The sequence below is a fragment of the Neoroseomonas soli genome (assembly GCF_018129065.1).
GTDB classification, from domain to species: Bacteria; Pseudomonadota; Alphaproteobacteria; order Acetobacterales; family Acetobacteraceae; genus Neoroseomonas; species Neoroseomonas soli.
The window spans coordinates 21,592-39,086 of record NZ_JAAEDM010000006.1; the positions used below are offsets into that span (position 1 = coordinate 21,592).

17 protein-coding genes are annotated in these 17,495 nt (G+C 71.3%); 7 read left to right on the forward strand and 10 right to left on the reverse strand.

Annotation, left to right across the window (positions count from 1 at the left end; all coding sequences use genetic code 11):
- Window positions 1-9: 9 nt before the first annotated feature.
- Genes GXW76_RS03660 through glpK form a run of 5 tightly spaced genes read right to left on the reverse strand, consistent with a single transcriptional unit; the run spans window position 10 to window position 6,088 of the window.
- Window positions 10-369: an AtuA-related protein gene (locus GXW76_RS03660; protein ID WP_338150880.1), complete on the reverse strand. Its 360-nt coding sequence runs from the start codon at window positions 367-369 to the stop codon at window positions 10-12.
- Complete coding sequence (locus GXW76_RS03665) at window positions 360-1,739, reverse strand: acyclic terpene utilization AtuA family protein (protein ID WP_211860636.1); 1,380 nt, start codon at window positions 1,737-1,739, stop codon at window positions 360-362. Before GXW76_RS03665 ends, GXW76_RS03660 begins: the two co-directional genes overlap by 10 nt.
- The gene (locus GXW76_RS03670; protein WP_211860637.1) at window positions 1,736-2,914 is read right to left on the reverse strand and encodes an aminotransferase class V-fold PLP-dependent enzyme; all 1,179 of its coding nucleotides are present in this window, start codon (window positions 2,912-2,914) and stop codon (window positions 1,736-1,738) included. Before GXW76_RS03670 ends, GXW76_RS03665 begins: the two co-directional genes overlap by 4 nt.
- On the reverse strand, window positions 2,911-4,575 hold the full coding sequence (locus GXW76_RS03675; RefSeq protein ID WP_211860638.1) for a Na/Pi cotransporter family protein: 1,665 nt from the start codon (window positions 4,573-4,575) through the stop codon (window positions 2,911-2,913). Before GXW76_RS03675 ends, GXW76_RS03670 begins: the two co-directional genes overlap by 4 nt.
- Window positions 4,576-4,594: 19 nt before the next feature.
- Window positions 4,595-6,088, reverse strand: a complete 1,494-nt coding sequence (gene glpK / locus GXW76_RS03680) for a glycerol kinase GlpK (RefSeq protein ID WP_211860639.1) — start codon at window positions 6,086-6,088, stop codon at window positions 4,595-4,597.
- Window positions 6,089-6,140: 52 nt separating this feature from the next.
- Between glpK and GXW76_RS03685 the strand changes: the two genes are divergently transcribed.
- From GXW76_RS03685 to GXW76_RS03695, 3 genes are all read left to right on the forward strand, one after another.
- Window positions 6,141-6,839: a glutathione S-transferase family protein gene (locus GXW76_RS03685; RefSeq protein WP_211860640.1), complete on the forward strand. Its 699-nt coding sequence runs from the start codon at window positions 6,141-6,143 to the stop codon at window positions 6,837-6,839.
- Between the two features lie 69 nt (window positions 6,840-6,908).
- Window positions 6,909-7,457 carry a cytochrome P460 family protein gene (locus tag GXW76_RS03690; RefSeq protein ID WP_211860641.1) on the forward strand — a complete coding sequence of 183 codons (549 nt, stop codon included), beginning with the start codon at window positions 6,909-6,911 and terminating at the stop codon, window positions 7,455-7,457.
- 13 nt (window positions 7,458-7,470) lie between these two features.
- Window positions 7,471-8,919: an amidohydrolase family protein gene (locus GXW76_RS03695; protein ID WP_211860642.1), complete on the forward strand. Its 1,449-nt coding sequence runs from the start codon at window positions 7,471-7,473 to the stop codon at window positions 8,917-8,919.
- On the opposite strand, the gene GXW76_RS03700 is transcribed toward GXW76_RS03695, so the two are convergent.
- Window positions 8,920-9,381 carry a MarR family winged helix-turn-helix transcriptional regulator gene (locus GXW76_RS03700; RefSeq protein WP_211860643.1) on the reverse strand — a complete coding sequence of 154 codons (462 nt, stop codon included), beginning with the start codon at window positions 9,379-9,381 and terminating at the stop codon, window positions 8,920-8,922. It lies immediately after the preceding gene.
- A gap of 72 nt (window positions 9,382-9,453) precedes the next feature.
- Here GXW76_RS03700 and GXW76_RS03705 point away from each other — a divergent pair, with 72 nt between their 5' ends.
- The gene (locus tag GXW76_RS03705) at window positions 9,454-9,852 is read left to right on the forward strand and encodes a nuclear transport factor 2 family protein (RefSeq protein ID WP_211860644.1); all 399 of its coding nucleotides are present in this window, start codon (window positions 9,454-9,456) and stop codon (window positions 9,850-9,852) included.
- Here GXW76_RS03705 and GXW76_RS03710 read toward each other — a convergent pair.
- From GXW76_RS03710 to GXW76_RS03720, 3 genes are read right to left on the reverse strand one after another with little or no spacing between them, the layout of a single operon-like run.
- Complete coding sequence (locus tag GXW76_RS03710; protein WP_211860645.1) at window positions 9,825-10,391, reverse strand: hypothetical protein; 567 nt, start codon at window positions 10,389-10,391, stop codon at window positions 9,825-9,827. The two genes, GXW76_RS03705 and GXW76_RS03710, sit on opposite strands and share 28 nt — an antisense overlap.
- Entirely contained in the window at window positions 10,388-11,494 is a 1,107-nt protein-coding gene (ald, locus tag GXW76_RS03715; RefSeq protein ID WP_211860646.1) for an alanine dehydrogenase, read from the reverse strand. The genes GXW76_RS03710 and ald overlap by 4 nt, the downstream gene beginning before the upstream one ends.
- A 15-nt stretch (window positions 11,495-11,509) precedes the next feature.
- Window positions 11,510-11,860, reverse strand: a complete 351-nt coding sequence (locus tag GXW76_RS03720) for a DMT family protein (RefSeq protein ID WP_211860647.1) — start codon at window positions 11,858-11,860, stop codon at window positions 11,510-11,512.
- 694 nt (window positions 11,861-12,554) lie between these two features.
- Between GXW76_RS03720 and GXW76_RS03725 the strand changes: the two genes are divergently transcribed.
- Together GXW76_RS03725 and GXW76_RS03730 are read left to right on the forward strand one after the other, a co-directional pair.
- Window positions 12,555-13,844: an amidohydrolase gene (locus GXW76_RS03725; protein ID WP_211860648.1), complete on the forward strand. Its 1,290-nt coding sequence runs from the start codon at window positions 12,555-12,557 to the stop codon at window positions 13,842-13,844.
- 14 nt (window positions 13,845-13,858) lie between these two features.
- Window positions 13,859-14,509, forward strand: coding sequence for a trimeric intracellular cation channel family protein (locus tag GXW76_RS03730; protein ID WP_211860649.1), 651 nt, complete (start codon window positions 13,859-13,861; stop codon window positions 14,507-14,509).
- A gap of 165 nt (window positions 14,510-14,674) precedes the next feature.
- Here GXW76_RS03730 and GXW76_RS03735 read toward each other — a convergent pair whose 3' ends face one another.
- Window positions 14,675-15,784 (reverse strand): alpha/beta fold hydrolase, encoded by a 1,110-nt coding sequence (locus tag GXW76_RS03735; RefSeq protein ID WP_211860650.1) that lies wholly within the window; start codon window positions 15,782-15,784, stop codon window positions 14,675-14,677.
- 101 nt (window positions 15,785-15,885) lie between these two features.
- On the opposite strand from GXW76_RS03735, the gene GXW76_RS03740 reads away from it, so the two are divergent.
- Entirely contained in the window at window positions 15,886-17,409 is a 1,524-nt protein-coding gene (locus tag GXW76_RS03740; protein WP_211860651.1) for a class I adenylate-forming enzyme family protein, read from the forward strand.
- Window positions 17,410-17,495: the final 86 nt, after the last annotated feature.

The following is a 17,495-nucleotide window of genomic DNA, read 5'->3' on the forward strand; positions in this document are numbered from 1 at the left end:
GCTGCGCCGTCAGCCCGCGGCGGGAAGGCTCGCCGCGGGCACGCGCACCGTCATGCCGAGCAGGCGAAAGGAATGGCTCTTGCCGTGCCCGTCGAGGTTCAGCGCGCCGTTCACCCCGCCTTCCAGCGCATCGTCCACGATGAAGTTGAAGGCGTGGATCAGCGGCAGGTCGTAGCGCCGGCACCGCGTCGCGCCGCGATGGCGGAACAGGGCGAGCACGCGTTCCTCCGTGACCTGTTCCGCGAGCAGCGGATACAGCACCGGATCATAGGGCATGAGCGAGAGGTTCACCCGGTTGCCCTTGTCCCCCGCGCGGCTGTGCGCGACGCGGTGCAGGGGAACCTCGACCATCGTGTTGTTCAGTTCCACAGCCGTGCCTCCCGCACCGTGACCTCGGTCGGCACCATCTCCCGCGGCACGAGGAAGGACCGCGTCAGGATGCGCGGTGTCACGCGCCAGCGCGCGCCGGACGTTCCCGCCGTGCCGCAGCAGAGCATCGCCAGAACCTCCCGCGATGCCTGGTCGGCATCGTCGCGCGTCGTCGCCTCCACCGCGAGGCGGATGCGGATATCGGGTGGTTCCGGCCCGTCGTAGGAGCGCCACAGCGCGCCGTCGTCGGAATCATGCACGGCGGAAACGCCGATCAGGTCCGCCCGCGCGCGCCGCGCAAGGCCGCGTTGCTTCACGCGCTGCAACAGCACATCCGCCGTGGCGCGGGCGCGGGCCAGGGCGTTGGGGCCGGCGACGGAGACCTCGCCCTCGCCGAGCCAGGAGCCCTCGTAGCAGGCGGTCACCTTCAGGCGCTCCGGCCGTGCATGGCCCTGCACGCCGCGCAGCGCGACGCGGTCCTTGCCGGCCTGTTCCATGGTCACGCCGGTGATGTCCATGACCACGTCCGGCGTCAGGTAGGCGGCGGGATCGTGCAGTTCATAGAGCAACTGCTCCTTGACGCTGCGCAGGTCCACGAGGCCGCCGGTGTCCTCCGCCTTGGTCACCAGCAGGGATCCGTCACGGCCGACCTCGGCGATGGGGAAGCCGATATTGGCGGGGTCGGGGATGTCCTTGAATCCGGGATCCCAGAAGACGCCGCCCGTCAGTTGCGACCCACACTCCAGCAAATGCCCGCAAGCCGCACCGACGGCGAGGTTCCGCCAGTCATCCTCCGGCCAGCCGAAGTGATGCATCAGCGGGGCGATGGCGAGCGAAGGATCGGAGGTGCGCCCGGCTACCACCACCTGCGCGCCCTGCGCCAGCGCCCGTGCCAGCGGCGCCGCGCCGATGTAGGCGTTGGCGGACACCAGCGTCCACGCCGACATGTCGAGGCCGGCATCCGCCTCATGCACCGGCAAGGCGTTCAGATCGACGCTGCCCGAGACATCATCCCCGGTGACGACCCCGATGCGCAGTTCCGGCAGGCCGAGCCGCCGTGCCAGCCGTGCCACGCAGCGCGCTGCCGCCATGGGGTTGGCGGCGCCGAAATTGCCGAGGATCGGAATGCCGGCGCGCGCGCAATCCGCCAGGATCGGTTCCAGCAGGCGTTCGAGCATCGGCTCGTAGCCCGCATCGGGGTCGCGGCGCTTCTCGATCTGCGCCAGCGCGATGGTGCGCTCGGCCAGGCATTCGAAGAACAGCGCGGCGGGCAGGCCGCGGCGCACCAGCGTGCGCACCACGGGCGGGGCCGCGTCGATGCGGTCGCCCGAGAAGCCGGACGCATTGCCGACGAGAAACAGGTCGCTCATGCGCAGCATTCCTTCAGCACCGCGGCGAGCAGCGGCAGGTCGTCATCATCGAGCGCGATCGGGTTCACCGCCAGCACGCCGCGGCGGATGCGCGAGGCATCCAGATGCACCGCCGGGTCGCGCGCGCGCAAGGCGGCTTCGGCGCGCACGGCAGCGGCGCGGTCGGGGAGGCGCAGTTCCAGCAAAGGCAGGCCGGGCTTGGCGCCATCGTGCACCAGGACCGCGCCGGGTACGGCGGCGCGCAGTGCCTCCAGCCGCGCCGTCCAGCGCGCAGTGCGCGCTGCGGGGTCCTCTGCTGCGAAGCGCAACAGCGCGACGATCAGGCCGACGATCTCCTCCTTCCCCGCCTTCGCCGCCCGGCCGATGCCGTGGTGCGGCAGGAACCGCAACTGGTTGAGCGCGGCGAATTCCGCCGGCGCGACGAACTGCGCCTCCGGCAGGTCGAGGTCGAGCATCTGCACTAGCGCGGAGGCCACCAGGTCGCGCCGGCCGGCGAGAATGCCCGATGCCTGCGGGCCGCCGAGCGCCTTGCCGCCGGAGAAGCACACCAAGTCGGCGCCTTCCGCGATGAAGCGCCGCAGATTCGCCGCGGGCGGCAACTGCGCCGCGGCATCCACCAGCACCGGAACGCCGCGCGCATGCGCCACGCGCACGACATCGGGCAGCGAAGGTTCCGCATTCTCGCCGGCCAGGTGGAAGACGGCGGCGGTGCGGTCGGTGATGGCCTCCGCGACCTCGCCCGCGCTCGCATCTCGCACGCCGGGGCCGGAGAAGCGGTCGGGGATGCCGACCTCGACGACATGCCCGCCGGCGGCGCGCAGGGCGCGGTCGTACATGTTGCGCTGGCTGCGCACGACGACGAACTCGTTGGGGAGACCGGCGCTGTCCGGCAGCCGGTTCATCGCCGCGGGGTCGAGCCGCGCCATGCAGGCCGCTGCGCCGAGCAGCAGCGCCGCCGCCGCGCCCCCGGTGACGATGCCGGCCTCTGCCCCGGTCGCCGTCGCGATGGCGCGGGAGGCAGCGGCCTGGAGGTCATGCATCTCCACGCAGGCGCGGGATGCCTCGGCCATGGCGGCGAGCACGTCCGGCGCCATCAGCCCGCCGGACAACCGCGTGTTCGTGCCATATGCGTTGATGATCCGCCTCACCCCGAGGCGCACGTAGATATCGCTCATGCCGGATGCAGCCCTTCCTCCGGTGGCTCGGTCAGCCGCGTCGGGCGCAGCGCGCCGATGCGTTCGAGCAGTGGATGCGCCGTTGCCGCGAGATGCCCGCCGACGCGCTTGAGGTCCCGCACCACTTCCAGCAGCAGCCCCGCGCTCGCCACGGCGGCCGGCTCGGCGGCGAGGGCGAAGCGGCGTGCCGTTTCGGCCTCCTCCACGCGCATGCGTTCCTTCTCCTCGATCAGGCGCCGGGCCGCCGCGACGTCTTCCCGCATGAAGGCGGCGACAGCGAGCTGAAGCTGCTCCAGCCCGCGGGCATGCACCGCCTCGATCGAGGCCATCATCTCCGGATCGAGCGCCACCCCCGCCTTCGCCCATTTCGCCGCGACGCGGGCCAGGCTGCGTTCCAGCACATCCCCCGCGCTTTCGAGGTTGATGGCGAAGGTCTGGATCTCGGCGACGCGGCGACGCTCCTCGTCGCCGAGGGTCTCCGGCCCGAGCGCCGCGAGATAGGCCTGCACGCCGCGGTTCAGCCGGTCCACCACCTCGTTCAGCCGCGCGACGCGGCGGCCGAGGTCGCGGTCCTCGGAGCGGAAGCCGGCGGCGATGGCGCGCAACATCTCCTCCAGCGCATCAGCCTGCCGCAGCGCCTCCCGTTCCGCATTCGCCAGCGCGACGGGCGGCGTGCCGAGCGCCGCATCGTCGAGGTAGCGCGGCGCCGCGGGGTCGCTGCCGGCCGCCCGGTCCGGCAGGACGCGTTCCAGCAGCCGCGCGAAGCCGGGCAGCAGCGGCATCGCCGCAAGCGCCAGCACCAGGTTGAAGGCCAGATGCGCATTGGCCACCAGCCGCGCGGGCGACGGATCGACGGCGGCCAGCGCAGCGGCAACCCAAGGCAATGCTGCCATCACCATGACGGCGCCGATCAGCCGGTTCACCACATTGCCAAGCGGCACACGCAGCCGCGCCGGATCCGAGCGATCCCCGCCAAGCAGCGGATTGAAGGCGCTGCCGATATTCGCCCCGACCACCATCGCGATCGCCGCATCCGCCCCGATGACGCCGCCCGCATGCAGCGAGGCGACGAACAGCACCGCTGCCACCGAGGCATGCATCGCCCAGGCGAGCACGGCCGCGATCAGAAGGTTCGCCAAGGGATTTTCGGAGAGCGCCGCCAGCACCGCGCGCAGCGCCGGCGAATGCTCGACCGGCGCGACCGTGGTCTGCATCAGTTCCAGCGCGAGCAGCATCAGCCCGAGCCCGATCGACGCCCGGCCCAGGTCGCGCCGGCGCGACTGCTCCCCGCCGCGGAAGGCGACGACGCCCAGCAGGATCAGCAACGGCGCCACCGCCGAGACGTCGAAGGAGAAGAGCTGCACGATCAGCGCCGTGCCGACATTGGCGCCGAGCATCGCCGCGAGCCCCGGCACCAGCGCCACCGCACCGGCGGCGCAGAACGACGCGACCATGAAGGCGGTGGCCGTGCTGCTCTGAAGAAGCGATGTCACCAGCAGCCCCGCCGCGAAGCCGCGCCGGCGGTTCGACAGCGCGGTGCCGAGTCTCTGCCGCAACCGGGTGCCGTAGGCGCGCATGATGCCCGACTGCACCATGTGCAGGCCCCAGAGGAGCAGCGCGGCCTCCCCCGCCACTTCGATCAGCGTCCAGATGCCAGCCATGCCCGTGTCCCGTCCTGGCTCAATGCGTCAGCGTGCGCCGCACGGCATCCTGCCACAGGGCGTAGCGGTGCGCCGCCTCGTCACGGCCCATCGTCGGCTGGAAGCGGCGATCGAGCCGCCAATGCGTGCTTCCCGCCGCGCCGGGCGGCGCGCAGAGTCCCGCCTGCAATCCGGCCAACCAGGCGGCGCCCAGCGCCGTCGTCTCCTTCAGCGTAGGCCGGTCCACCGGTGCGCCGAGCAGGTCGGCGAGGAACTGCATCGTCCAGTCGGAGGCGACCATGCCGCCGTCCACGCGCAGCACCGTCTCGGCGCCCGCGGGCCAGTCCGCGCGCATGGCCTCGAGCAGGTCGTGGGTCTGGAAGGCCACGCTTTCCAGCGCGGCGCGGCACAGTTCTGCGCGTCCCGAGCCGCGCGTCAGGCCGAAGATCGCCGCCCGTGCCTCCGCGTCCCAGTGCGGCGCGCCGAGGCCGGTGAATGCCGGCACCAGCACCACTGCCTGCGTCGGGTCGGCCTGCGCCGCCAGCATGCCGGCCTCGGCGGCGTTCGAGATGATGCCGAGCCCGTCGCGCAGCCATTGCACCGCCGCGCCGGCGGCGAAGATCGCACCTTCCAGCGCATAGGTTCTTTTCCCCTCGAGCTGGTAGGCGATCGTCGTCAGCAGGCGGGACCGCGAGGCGACCGGCGTCGCCCCCGTGTTCAACAGCGCGAAGCAGCCGGTGCCGTAGGTCGACTTCACCATGCCCGGCGCGAAGCACGCCTGGCCGATCGTCGCCGCCTGCTGGTCGCCAGCCATGCCCCGGACCGGCACGGGCACGCCGAGCAGCGCGGCATCGGTGGCGCCGAACTCGGCGGCGCAGTCGCGCACCTCCGGCAGGACGGCGGCGGGGATGCGGAACAGCCGCAGCAACTCCTCGTCCCAGCTGCCGCGGTGGATGTCGAACAGCATGGTGCGCGCGGCATTGGTCGCATCCGTCGCATGCACGCGCCCGCCGGTCAGGCGCCAGAGCAGGAAGGTGTCAACCGTGCCGAAGGCCAGGTCGCCGCGTTCCGCCGCTTCGCGCACGCCGGGCACCTCCGCGAGCAGCCAAGCCAGCTTCGTCGCCGAAAAATACGGGTCGGCGAGCAGCCCGGTCCGTTCCGTCAGCAGCGCCTCGACGCCGTCCTCTCGTAGCCGAGCGCAATGTCCCGCGGTGCGGCGGTCCTGCCAGACGATGGCGCGATGCAGGCACCGCCCGGTGGCGCGGTCCCACAGCAGCGTCGTCTCGCGCTGGTTGGTGATGCCGATGCCGGCGACGCGCCGCGCCTCCCCGCCCGCACGATCGAGCGCCCCGCGCAGGGTGGCCAGCGCGCCGCGCCAGATGTCCTCCGGTTCGTGCTCCACCCAGCCGGGCGCGGGGAAGTGCTGCGGCAGCTCCTCCTGCGCCGTGGCGCGCGGCGCGAGCGCGGCGTCGAAGGCGATGGTCCGGGTCGAGGTCGTGCCCTGGTCCAGCGCCAGCAACAGGTCGTCGGTCATGCGGTGGCGTTCCTCTCCGGGACGCAGGATAGTCGCGCTTCGGAGGAATGACATGCCCGTCACGCTCTACGACCTGTGCGGCGCCGACCCGGCGCGGCGCTTCAGCCCCTATTGCTGGCGGACGCGGCTCGCGCTCGCGCACAAGGGGTTCGAGGTGGAGACCATCCCCTGGCGCTTCCGCGAGCGCGCCACGATCACCGCGCACGGGGCGGAGAAGGTGCCGGTGATCCTCGACGGCGGCCGCGCCGTATCGGATTCCTGGCGCATCGCCGAATACCTCGAGGACACCTACCCGGAGCGGCCCTCCCTCTTCGGCGGCGAGGGCGGGCGGGCGCTGGCGCGGTTCCTGAACGGCTGGGCGGATGCGGCGCTGGTGGGCGGCATGGCGCGGCTCGTCGTCTCCGACATCCCGGCGCTGCTCGACCCGGAGGACGCCGCCTATTTCATCGAGAGCCGGGAGGCACGCTACGCCCGGACGCTCCCCGAGGTGACGGCCGGGCGGGAGACGACGGTCGCCGCCTTCCGCGAGACATTGGTGCCGCTGCGCCTGGCACTGCGCCGCGCGCCCTTCCTGCACGGCGACGCGCCGGGCTACGGCGACGCCGTCGTCTTCGGCCCCTTCCAGTGGGCGCGCTGCGTCAGCCCCTTCCCGGTGCTCGAGCCTTCCGACCCCGTGCATGCCTGGCGGGAGCGGATGCTCGACGCCTATGGCGGCATCGCGCGCGCCGCGCCGGCCTTCGCGGAGGCGTGAGGGGCGCACGCGACGCTTGCATCGCGACGACGAAACGGGGCCCGATGGCGCACAGACAGGGAGGCTCCCGTGCGCCGTCATGCCCTTTTCGCCGCACTCGGCGGCCTGGCCGTACTCGTCCCCGCCGCGCTGGCCCAGCCGCGGGCGTATACGCCCGGGCCGCAGAACATCGAACTGCCGGCCGACTGGCATGCCCGCTTCGTCCGCTACTCCACGATCGACAACCGGAACCGCAAGATCATCCGCAACATCTACATCAATCCGGAGGCCTTCGCCGCGCTGCAGCCCGGCCAGCCGATGCCCTACGGGTCGCTGGTGATCCTCGCGGACCAGCGCGCGCGGCTGGACGCGCAGGGCACTCCGCTGCTCGACGCCAATGGCCGCTTCATCCCGGAGCCCGCCTTCATCGGCATCAACGTGCAGCAGAAGGAACGCGGCTGGGGCGAGGGCTACGGCCCCGACCTGCGCAACGGCGAATGGGAATACGCCCGCTTCAGCCCCGCCGACGGCAGCCGCCTGTCCGGCCCGCTGAACGCCTGCTTCACCTGCCACCTGCAGAACCGCGCGCAGCAGGACTTCACCTTCACCACCTGGGACTACGCCAACCGCAGCCGCTGAGAGGACCGACGCCATGCCCGCACCGCTGCTGATCCGCGACGCCGCCTGGGCCGTGGTGTGGGATGGGCCGGCGCGGCGGCACGCCTATGCGCACGGCATGGATGTGCTGCTGCGGGATGGCCGCATCGCCGCCATCGCCCACCACGACCCCGACGCGCCGCTGCCACCGGGCGCCGAGGTGGTGGATGGCCGCCGCCTGCTGGTGATGCCGGGCCTGGTGAACATCCACACCCACCCGACGACCGAGCCCGCCGGCCGCGGCGTGCGCGAGGACCACGGCGTGCCCGAACAGCAGATGACCGGGTTGTTCGAGCGATTGCAGGCTTTCCGCCTCGACCAGCAGGGGCAGGCGGCGGCGATGCGCCTGGCCTATGCCGAGCTGATGTCGGCCGGGGTGACGAGCGTGGTGGACCTCTCGCCGCCGTTCCCCGAATGGCTCGGCATCATGCGCGAGAGCGGCCTGCGCGTCTGGGCCGGCCCGGGCTATGCCGCCGCGCACTGGGGCATGTCGGCACCGCAGACCGTCACCTGGATGTGGAACCGGGAGAACGCACGCACGCAGTTCGAGGCCGCCAAGCGCGTGATGAAGGAGGCCGAGGCCGACAATTCCGGCCGGCTGCACGGCATCGTCTTCCCTGCCCAGATCGACACGGTCGAGGAGGACATGCTGCGCGAATCCGTCGCCTATGCCGGCGAGACGGGCCGCCCCTTCACCACCCACATCGCCCAGGCCGTGGTGGAGGTGCGGGAGATGATCCGCCGCCACGGCGTCACGCCGATCCAATGGGCGGCCTCGATCGGGCTGCTGACGCCGCGCTCGATCCTCGGCCATGCGATCTTCGTGGACGAGCATGCCTCCATCGGCTGGCACACCGCGAAGGACATCGGCCTGGTGGCGGAACACGGCGCGACGGTGGCGCATTGCCCGTCCCCCTTCGCGCGCTACGGCGAGCACCTGAAGCATTTCGGCAAGTACCGCGCGCGTGGCGTGAACATGGGCTTCGGCACCGACTGTGCACCGCACAACCTGATCGAGGAGATGCGGCTCGCGATCCTGCTCGCGCGCAACGCGGTGCGGGACGTGGCGGCGGCGGACACCGGCAGCGTGTTCCACGCCGCGACGGTGGGCGGGGCGGAGGCATTGGGGCGGCCCGATCTCGGGCGGCTCGAGAAGGGGGCGGCGGCCGATGTGGTGCTGGTGGACCTCGCGCACCCGCTGATGAACCCGCCGCGCGACCCGCTGCGCGCGCTGGTGTTCCATGCCGCGGACCGCGCGGTGAAGCGGGTGGTGGTGGCGGGGGAGACGGTCTTCGCGGATGGCCGCACGACGCGGCTCGACGTCGCGGAGGCCGCCGGAATCCTGGCGGAGAGCCAGGCGAGGATGCTGCGGGACGCCCGCGGGCGGGATTATCGCGGCCGCAGCGGGGACGAGATCGCGCCCCTGTCGCTGCCGCTGCACTGATCAGCGGGCGGCGCGCTCAGCCTCGAGCGCGGCGGCCAGTTGCTCCAGGTAGCGCCGCAGCTTGCCAGCGCGGCGCTCCCCGATGCGCCCGGCGACGCGTGCCTCGGCCTCGGCGCTGAGCGCGAGCAGGGCCGCGAGCACGCCTTGCCCCTTCGCCGTCAGGCGCACGATGCGCGCGCGCCCGTCGGCCGGATCGGGGGTACTCGTCAGATGCCCGGCGGCGGCGAGGCCATCGACCAGGTAGGCCATGGATTGCTTGGTCATGCCGGCGCGCTCGGCGAGCGTGGTCAGGCGGGAACCATCCGGCCCGATGTGGCGGAACACAGCGGAATGGGCCGGACGGATCTCGGGATAGCCGCGAGCGGCGAGGCCGCCGTAGACCTCCCGCTGAAGGGCCTCGTAGGACAGGCGGAGCAGGGCACCCAGGGTGCGGCGCTGCTCGGTGACGGGACGGGAATCCATGGCTCTTGTTGACAGATGGTCAGTCGTTCTGTCAATAAATTGTCAGTCAATATGACGAAAAGGACGCCCCCCATGGACGCCATCGCCCGCAATCTCGCCGTGGTCGACGCCCATATCCGCGACGAGGCGCGCGATCCCTCCCTGGTGATGGACCTCTACACCGACGACATCGTGCTGGAGATGCCGACACGCGGCCTGACGCTGACCAGCAAGCCGGCGATCGAGGCCAATTACCGCGCGATGTTCGGCGCCATCGCGGAGGTCGAGATCGCCCCGGGCACCCGCTTCGCCACCGAGGACCATGTCGTGGACGACTGCACCGTGCGCTTCCGCCTGGTGGGCGAAGGCATGGCGAATGCGCCGCTCCCGGTCGGCAGCCGGGTGGAGTTGCGCCTGCTCCACCTCTTCGCCATGCGGGACGGGCGCATCGCCAGGGAGACGGTCTATGAAGGCTGGCGGCGCATCGGCTGAACCGGGGTGTCGCCCAGCACCGTGAGCGTCGCCCCGGCGAGCCGGCGAAAGCGTGCGCGGCGTCGCGCAATGGGCAGCCAGTCGTAGAGGAAGATCTCGGCCGGGCGCCACAATGCGACCCAGCCGAGAATCACAAGGCTTTCCTGCGCGATGCGCGCGGCCCCGATCGCTTCCCCTTCCGGTGCGAGCGTGACGGCGAGCGCCAGGCAGGCGGAAAGGATGGCCAGCCCGATCACCAGCGCGTGCCGGCCTGAGCGGAAGTTCTCCCGAATCTGGCGTGCGGCGGCATCGGCACGGTGGGCGAAGAAGGCGCGGAGCGAGTCCGGGATGGAAGCGGCGGCCGGAGTGGCGGCTTCCGCGGCCGGCAGGTGAACCAGGATCGCCAGCGGCGCATGCGCGGGAAGGTCCTCCACCCAGTCGAGGATATATTGCTCGGCATCCGGCGCCAGGTCGCCCTCCCGGAAGGGAGCCGGGTCGAGCGTGTTGAAGAGCTGCGCCGCGGTTGAAAGCCGCAACTCGATGCTTGCCGCCCCGCTCATCCTGGCAGCGAGGCGACCGGCAGGCCCAGCGCGCCCGCCACCGCCGGATGCGTCACCGCGCCTGCATGCACGTTCACCCCGGCGGCGAGGTGCGGGTTGTCCGCCGCGGCCCGCTGCCACCCCTTGTCGGCAATCTGCAGGGTGAAGGGCAGCGTCGCGTTGTTCAGCGCCACCGCGGATGTGCGCGCCACCGCGCCGGGCATGTTCGTCACGCAGTAATGCACCACGCCGTCGACGACATAGGTCGGCTCGGCATGCGTGGTGGGGCGGGAGGTCTCGAAGCAGCCGCCCTGGTCGATGGCGACATCCACCATGACGCTGCCGGGGCGCATGCGCGCGACGGTCTGGCGTGAGACCAGCCGCGGCGCGGCGGCACCGGGCACCAGCACGGCGCCGATCACCAGGTCGGCCTCGAGCACCGTGCCCTCGACCGCGTCGCGCGTGGCGAAGAGCGTGTCGACCATGCCGTTGAACTCGACATCGAGCGCGTGCAGCACGCGCGGGTTGCTGTCGAGCACCGTGACATGCGCACGCATGCCGGCGGCGATCCGCGCCGCGTTCGATCCCACCATCCCGCCGCCGATGATCGCCACGCGCCCCGAAGGAACGCCCGGCACGCCGGAGAGCAGGATGCCCGCGCCGCCGGCCTCCTTCTCCAGGCAACGGGCGCCGACCTGCACGGCCATGCGGCCGGCGACCTCGCTCATCGGCGCGAGCAGCGGCAGGCCGCCCTGCGGGTCGGTGACTGTCTCATAGGCGATGGCGGTGCAGCCGGATGCCATCAGGCCCTTCGTCTGCGCCGGGTCCGGGGCGAGGTGGAGGTAGGTGAAAAGCACCTGGCCGGGCTTCAGCCGCGCCCATTCATGGGGCTGCGGCTCCTTCACCTTCACGATGAGTTCGGCCTCGGCGAAGATCGTGGCGGCGTCGGGCGCGATGCGGGCGCCGGCGGCGATATAGGCCTCGTCCGGGAAGCCGATGGCCGCACCGGCATTGGTCTCGACCACCACCTCATGGCCGTGCAGCGTCAGTTCGCGGACCGATCCGGGCACCAGGCCCACGCGGTACTCGTGGACCTTCACTTCCTTCGGCACACCGATTCGCATCGATCCCTCCGTTCGTTACCTGGCCGGCAGGAAGATGAACACGACGGCAGCCACAAGGCACGCTCCGGCTGCGAGGAAGTTCCAACGCAGCGTCTCCCCCAGGAAGGTGACGCTGAACACGGCGAAGACGAGCAGCGTGATCGCTTCCTGCATCACCTTGAGCTGCTGGCCCGTGAAGGCGCCTGCCGTGAACCCGATCCGGTTGGCCGGCACCGCGAGGCAGTATTCCAACAGCGCGATGCCCCAGGACACGAGGATGGCGAGCCAGAGCGGCCAGTGCGGCGCCTTGAGGTGCCCATACCAGGCAAAGGTCATCAGCACGTTGGAGAAGAGCAGCAGCAGGGGCGTCAGCAGCCAGGGCGACATGGCCCGCGTCCTTTTCGGCGGTGATCGGGTGCCATCCTGCCAGGGCCGCCGCGGCGCGCCAGCGGGGGAAATCCGCCTCGGCGGCGCCGGCTTGCGAGGGCATGACATGTCGAACGGTCGCGGCACGAGAAATCACCCGCCGCCCTTCCACAGGGCCGGGCCGGATGCCACCTGTCGGGCGAGGTGACCCCTGCCGTCCAACATCACCCTGCTGCCGCTGCCGCCGAAATAGCCCGAGGTGACCGTCATGAAGACAGCCCGGCAGTCCACGCGCGACCGGTCTCATCGGTTCGAGGCGCGCGACGTAGTGCTCATGGTCGGGGCGACCGCCCCGGAAATGCTCACGATCGGCGAAACGGCTTCGCGATCCGGGGTCGCCGGGCCAATAGTCGTATCCATCCGGGATATGCTCGCGTCCTCGACTTCTGCAACGCCCCTCAGGGCATCGCGCAGGAGGAAATAAGCAGATGTGCATGCGATGCGCGCGTGGCCAAGGCGACGGACCAATCCAGCGCGAACGGATCCTGCAGTTGTTGGCCCTCATCGAGCACCCAGATGCGCTTCCGGCAGATGCGGCCTTGCGCATCGGCCAGGACCTTCTCGTGCTGACACGGCCGCATGAAGCGGGGTTTCGGTGTGATCTTCCGGCCGCGCCCGAGTCCGGAACCGGCATTGACCTACGAAGGAGGCAGTCATGAATGTGAGCACTGCGCCCGCCCTCGTCTTGCCCGAGCCGTCCGATGAACTGCTCGCACAGCTCGAAGGCATCTACCGGGACATTCACGCGCATCCTGAACTGTCCATGCAGGAGCTCCGCACCGCGGGCATCGCGGCTTCCTGGCTTCGCGACGCGGGCTACGAGGTGACGGAAGGCGTCGGCGGCACCGGTGTCGTCGGCCTGCTCCGCAACGGCGACGGGCCCACGGTGCTCTTGCGCGCCGACATGGACGCCCTGCCGATCCGGGAGAGCACGGGTCTCCCCTACGCCAGCAGCGAGACGGGCACGGACCGCTTCGGGCAGGCCACGTCGATCGCGCATTCCTGCGGGCATGACATGCATGTCGCCTGGCTGATGGGCGCGACACGCATCCTCTCGGAAAGTCGAGGGAACTGGCACGGCACGGTCATGGCCGTCTTCCAGCCGGGCGAGGAAACCGGCCAGGGTGCCCGCGCGATGATCGAGGACGGCATGGTCAAGCGCTTCCCGAAGCCCGACGTCACCCTCGGCCAGCATGTGATGCCGCTATCCGCCGGCCGGATCGGCTGGCGGACCGGGACGGTGCTCTCGGCCGGGGACAGTTGGGAAGTCACGCTATTCGGGCGCGGCGCCCATGGTTCGATGCCGCAGAAGAGCATCGATCCGGTGGTCATGGCCGCATCGGCGGTGATGCGGCTGCAGACGGTGGTGTCGCGGGAAGTGGCGATGACGGATTCCGCCGTGGTGACCGTCGGCACGCTGAGCGCGGGCATGAACGAGAACGTCATTCCCGACCGGGCGCTGCTGCGCCTCAACGTCCGCACCTTCAAGGACCAGGTGCGCAACCGCGTCCTGTCGGCGATCAGGCGCATCCTGGAAGCGGAAGCGGCCGCCTCGGGCGCCCCCAGGCCGCCCGAGTTCTCCGTGCTGAGCGAGTTCCCGCCGACACGCAACGACGAGGCCGCCACCCGGAAGGTCGTCGCCGCGCTCGAGCGCCGGTTCGGTGCGGATAGGCTGGCGGAAATCGGTCCCGCGACGGCGAGCGAGGATTTCGGACTGTTCGGCGCCGCCTGGAACGTGCCGGTGGTCTTCTGGATGATCGGCGGCATCGATCCGGCCATCTACGCGAAGGCAGCGGAAGCAGGACGGCTCGACGAGCTTCCGGCGAACCACGCGCCCGACTTCGCGCCGGTCATCGACCCGACGCTGCGCACGGGAATCGAGGCGATGCTCGCGGCGGCCGGCGCCTGGATCTGTCCGCCCTCCTCCGACGCGCACGCGCACTGACGGCTGCGGATCAGATGGTCGAGACCGCGCACAGCCCCTTCGTGAAGGACCTGATCACGGTCCTCGACTGGGGGGGGACCTTCATCTTCGCCCTGAGCGGCGGGCTGCTCGGCGTGAAGAAGAGGTTCGACCTGTTCGGCGTCCTGTTCCTGTCCTTCGTGGTCGCCGTCGTCGGCGGGATCACCCGCGACCTCCTGATCGGCGCCGTGCCCCCCGCGGCGATCACCGAGATCCATTACTTCCTGATCGCGATCGTCGGCGGCCTCGTGACCTTCTGGTGGTATCCCAGCCTGACGCTGCTTCAGCGCAAGATCCTCGTCCTGGACGCGGTCGGGCTGGGGCTCTTCGCGGTGATCGGGGCGCAGAAGGCGATCGACTTCGGCATCAACCCGCTGATGGCCGGCATACTGGGCATGCTCACGGGGATCGGCGGCGGGATGCTGCGCGACCTTCTCGCCGGCGAGGTCCCCTTCGTGCTGAAAGGGGACATCTACGCGCTGGCCGCGCTGACCGGCGGCGCGGTCGTCTCGATCGGCCATGTCATGGCCATCTCGCCGTCCATTTCCATGCTGCTGGGCGCGGCCGCGTGCATCCTCCTCCGCCTCCTGGCGATCTTCCGGGGATGGCGTGCGCCTGTCGCGCGATGGGGCGGGGACCACGATTAGGAACGGCCGGCGGCCCCGCAGCCTCGTCGTGGCGCCAGGTTCGACGAAGGCGGGTAGGGGGGGCAGAGCGGTTTCCGTTCGCCCCGGTTCACGAACACCGCTCCAGGCCGTTGTCTTGCGAGCATCTTCATCCGCTCAGGTGATTCCACCTGATCGGGATCTGCTCTAACTCCCCGCGACCTTCAGGAAATCCAGCAGCAGCGCGACCGTCTCCGCCGGCTTCTCCTGCTGCACCCAGTGCCCCGCGCCGGGCACGAGATGCGTCCCGCGCCAGTCCGCGGAGGCCTCCGTCTCCATCTTCCGCAGCGCGCCGGGAGCCTGCTGCACGCCCCAGTCGCGCGCGCCGCCGATGAAGCAGGCCGGCACCTCGATGCGCTTTCCGGCGAAGGCTTCCATCTCCATGTTCGTGCCGGTGAAGCGTGTGCGGTACCAGTTCAGCCCGCCCTGGAAGCCGCTGCGGCCGTATTCCTGCGCGTAGATCGCGACCTCGTCGTCCGTCAGCCAGGCGCTGGCGGTAGCAGGCATCTCGTGCGCCACCGTCTGCGGCATGGTCTCGTGCAGGTCCATCACGTAGTAGGTCGGCAGCTTCGCGAGTTCCTCCGCGGTCCAGCCCTTCAGCGGGAAGACGTCGTTGCCGGCCCAGTCGCCGCTCTTGTGGTGGTAGTAGGCGCGGAAGAAGGCCGGCAGGCCCTGCGGCGCGGCCATCAGGTCCCCATTGGCCGGGCGCGTCGCATAGTACCAGTGGTAATGCTTGCGCGGCCGGGCCAGCGCCGCGAGGTCCTGCGCGATGTCCGCCACCGGCGCGCGATGCGCGGCGCCGATCGATGGCGGCCCGGCGAAGGGCGCGCTCATCAACGCGACGCGACGGAACACGTCGGGCCGCACCAATGCGCAATGCGCCGCGACGGGCGAGCCGAAATCATGCCCGATCACCGCATGCAGCCGCTCGATGCCGAGCGCGCCGAGCAACGCCAACTGGTCGCGGATCAGGTTGAGCAGTGCGAAGGGCCGCAGTTCCGCGTCATAGGCGTCGTTCCAGCCCATGGTGCGGCCATAGCCGCGCTGGTCCGGCGCGACGACGTGGAAGCCGGCCGCCGCCAGCGGCAGCATCACCTTGCGCCAGGAATAGGCGAGTTCGGGGAAGCCGTGCAGCAGCAGCAGCGCCGGGCGCCCGGCCTCGCCGGCCTCCAGCACGTGCATCGTCAGACCGTTGATGCCCTCGACCATCCGCGAGCGGATGCCGGCGGGCAGCGTGGCGTGGCGCAGCGGGTCCATGGCGTTCTCTCCTCCGTTGCCGCCATCCGGCCCGCGAAGCGCGGCGCGATCAAGCCCCCGCGCGTTTGACGCGCCGCGCCGCTGCGACGAATCTCCGCGCCATGCGGGATGGAATCGCCTGGTCGAACGACCTTCTCACCCTCGCCGCGCGCTTCGGGGACCGTATCGCGGTCACCGATGGCGCGGCGACCTTGTCCTATCGCGCGCTCGCGGAGCGTGCCCATGCGCTGGGCCATCGGCTGCGCGCGGCGGGTGTCGCGCCCGGTGCGCCGGTCGCCTCGCTGGTGCCGAACGGCTGCGACGCGCCCTGGGTCAGCGCCGGCCTGACCATCGCCGGCGTGGCGGAGGTCCCGATCAACGCCGCATCGACCGATGCGGAACTCGGCTGGTTCGCGGAACTCACGGGGTTCCGGCGCATCCTCGCGCACCGCGCGCAGGCGGGGCGGCTCGCCGCGCTCGGCTTCGAACCCTGGGCGATCGAGGACATCGCGCCGGACCCCGCACCCGCGCCGTTGCCGCCGGTCCCGGCCGAGGCCTGGGGCCGCATCCTCTTCACCTCCGGCACCACGGGCCGGCCCAAGGCCATCGTGCACACCCATGGCGGGCGCTGGACCGCGCATCTGCTGCAACGCGCCGTGCTGCCCTTCACGCCTGGTCCCGGCGACCGCGTGCTCCTGATGACGCCCTTCGTCCACGGTGCCTCGCTCATCGCCGCCGCCTGGCTCGAACAGGGCGGCGAGGTGGTGCTGCAGGATGGCGTGCGCGCCGATCGCGTGGCGCCGATCCTGGACGCCGGGCCCTCCGCGATCTTCGCCCCGCCGACGGTGCTGGCGAAGATCCTCTCGCTGTTCCCGGGCCGGCGGTTCGAGGGCGTGCGCTGCATCTTCACCGGCACCTCGACGCTCTCGCGCGAACTCTGGCGCCGCGCGGCGGAGGCCTTCGGCCCGGTGGTCCGCATCACCTACGGCATGAGCGAGTGCTTCAACCCCATCTGCGTGCTCGAGCCGCCGGAGGTCGCCGAGGCGATGGCCGAGGCGGATGACGGCCTCGGCGCGAACCTGGGCTGGCCCGCCCCCGGCGTCGAGATCGCCATCCGCGCCGAGGACGGCACCCCCCTGCCGCCGGGCGAACCGGGCGAGATCCATCTCCGTGCCCGCCACATGGCCGCGGGCACCATCACCGGCGCGGGCTTCGCCGCGCGCCCGCCCGGCGGATGGCACCGCACGGGGGATCTCGGCGTCATCGACGCGCGCGGGCGGTTGCGCCTCTCGGGCCGCGCGGCGGACCTGATGAAATCCGGCGGCTACCGCGTCCATCCGGGGGAGATCGAGGCGGTGCTGGACGGCGCCGCGGGCGGCCGCGTCATCTGCGTGCTTGGCCTGCCCTCCGACTATTGGGGGGAGGTGATCGTCGCCGTCGCCGAGGCCCCGCCCGAGGACTGGGTCACCGAGGCCGAGACGCGAATCGCCGCGCTGGCCCGCCACAAGCGCCCGCGTGCCTGGCTCGCCCTGCCGGAACTGCCGCGCAACGCGCAAGGCAAGGTGGTGCGCGCCCGGGTGCGGGAGGCCGTCCTCGCCGCCCATGTGCTGGAGGACGGACCGCACCCACGGATTGTGGCGCGATAGCCGCAATGGCGCCTTCGTGCGCGGCGAGCGGCGGTATCGCGCTTGTCCCGCCGCGCATCAGGCGGAATGATCCGGCCAGCCCAAAT

Bases quoted from the DNA above. Each gene is read 5' to 3' on its own strand.
- GXW76_RS03665 (WP_211860636.1), bottom strand. From the start codon at position 1,739: ATGAGCGACCTGTTTCTCGTCGGCAATGCGTCCGGCTTCTCGGGCGAC.
- GXW76_RS03670 (WP_211860637.1), bottom strand. From the start codon at position 2,914: ATGAGCGATATCTACGTGCGCCTCGGGGTGAGGCGGATCATCAACGCA.
- GXW76_RS03675 (WP_211860638.1), bottom strand. From the start codon at position 4,575: ATGGCTGGCATCTGGACGCTGATCGAAGTGGCGGGGGAGGCCGCGCTG.
- glpK (WP_211860639.1), bottom strand. From the start codon at position 6,088: ATGACCGACGACCTGTTGCTGGCGCTGGACCAGGGCACGACCTCGACC.
- GXW76_RS03685 (WP_211860640.1), top strand. From the start codon at position 6,141: ATGCCCGTCACGCTCTACGACCTGTGCGGCGCCGACCCGGCGCGGCGC.
- GXW76_RS03695 (WP_211860642.1), top strand. From the start codon at position 7,471: ATGCCCGCACCGCTGCTGATCCGCGACGCCGCCTGGGCCGTGGTGTGG.
- GXW76_RS03700 (WP_211860643.1), bottom strand. From the start codon at position 9,381: ATGGATTCCCGTCCCGTCACCGAGCAGCGCCGCACCCTGGGTGCCCTG.
- GXW76_RS03705 (WP_211860644.1), top strand. From the start codon at position 9,454: ATGGACGCCATCGCCCGCAATCTCGCCGTGGTCGACGCCCATATCCGC.
- GXW76_RS03710 (WP_211860645.1), bottom strand. From the start codon at position 10,391: ATGAGCGGGGCGGCAAGCATCGAGTTGCGGCTTTCAACCGCGGCGCAG.
- ald (WP_211860646.1), bottom strand. From the start codon at position 11,494: ATGCGAATCGGTGTGCCGAAGGAAGTGAAGGTCCACGAGTACCGCGTG.
- GXW76_RS03720 (WP_211860647.1), bottom strand. From the start codon at position 11,860: ATGTCGCCCTGGCTGCTGACGCCCCTGCTGCTGCTCTTCTCCAACGTG.
- GXW76_RS03725 (WP_211860648.1), top strand. From the start codon at position 12,555: ATGAATGTGAGCACTGCGCCCGCCCTCGTCTTGCCCGAGCCGTCCGAT.
- GXW76_RS03730 (WP_211860649.1), top strand. From the start codon at position 13,859: ATGGTCGAGACCGCGCACAGCCCCTTCGTGAAGGACCTGATCACGGTC.
- GXW76_RS03735 (WP_211860650.1), bottom strand. From the start codon at position 15,784: ATGGACCCGCTGCGCCACGCCACGCTGCCCGCCGGCATCCGCTCGCGG.
- GXW76_RS03740 (WP_211860651.1), top strand. From the start codon at position 15,886: ATGCGGGATGGAATCGCCTGGTCGAACGACCTTCTCACCCTCGCCGCG.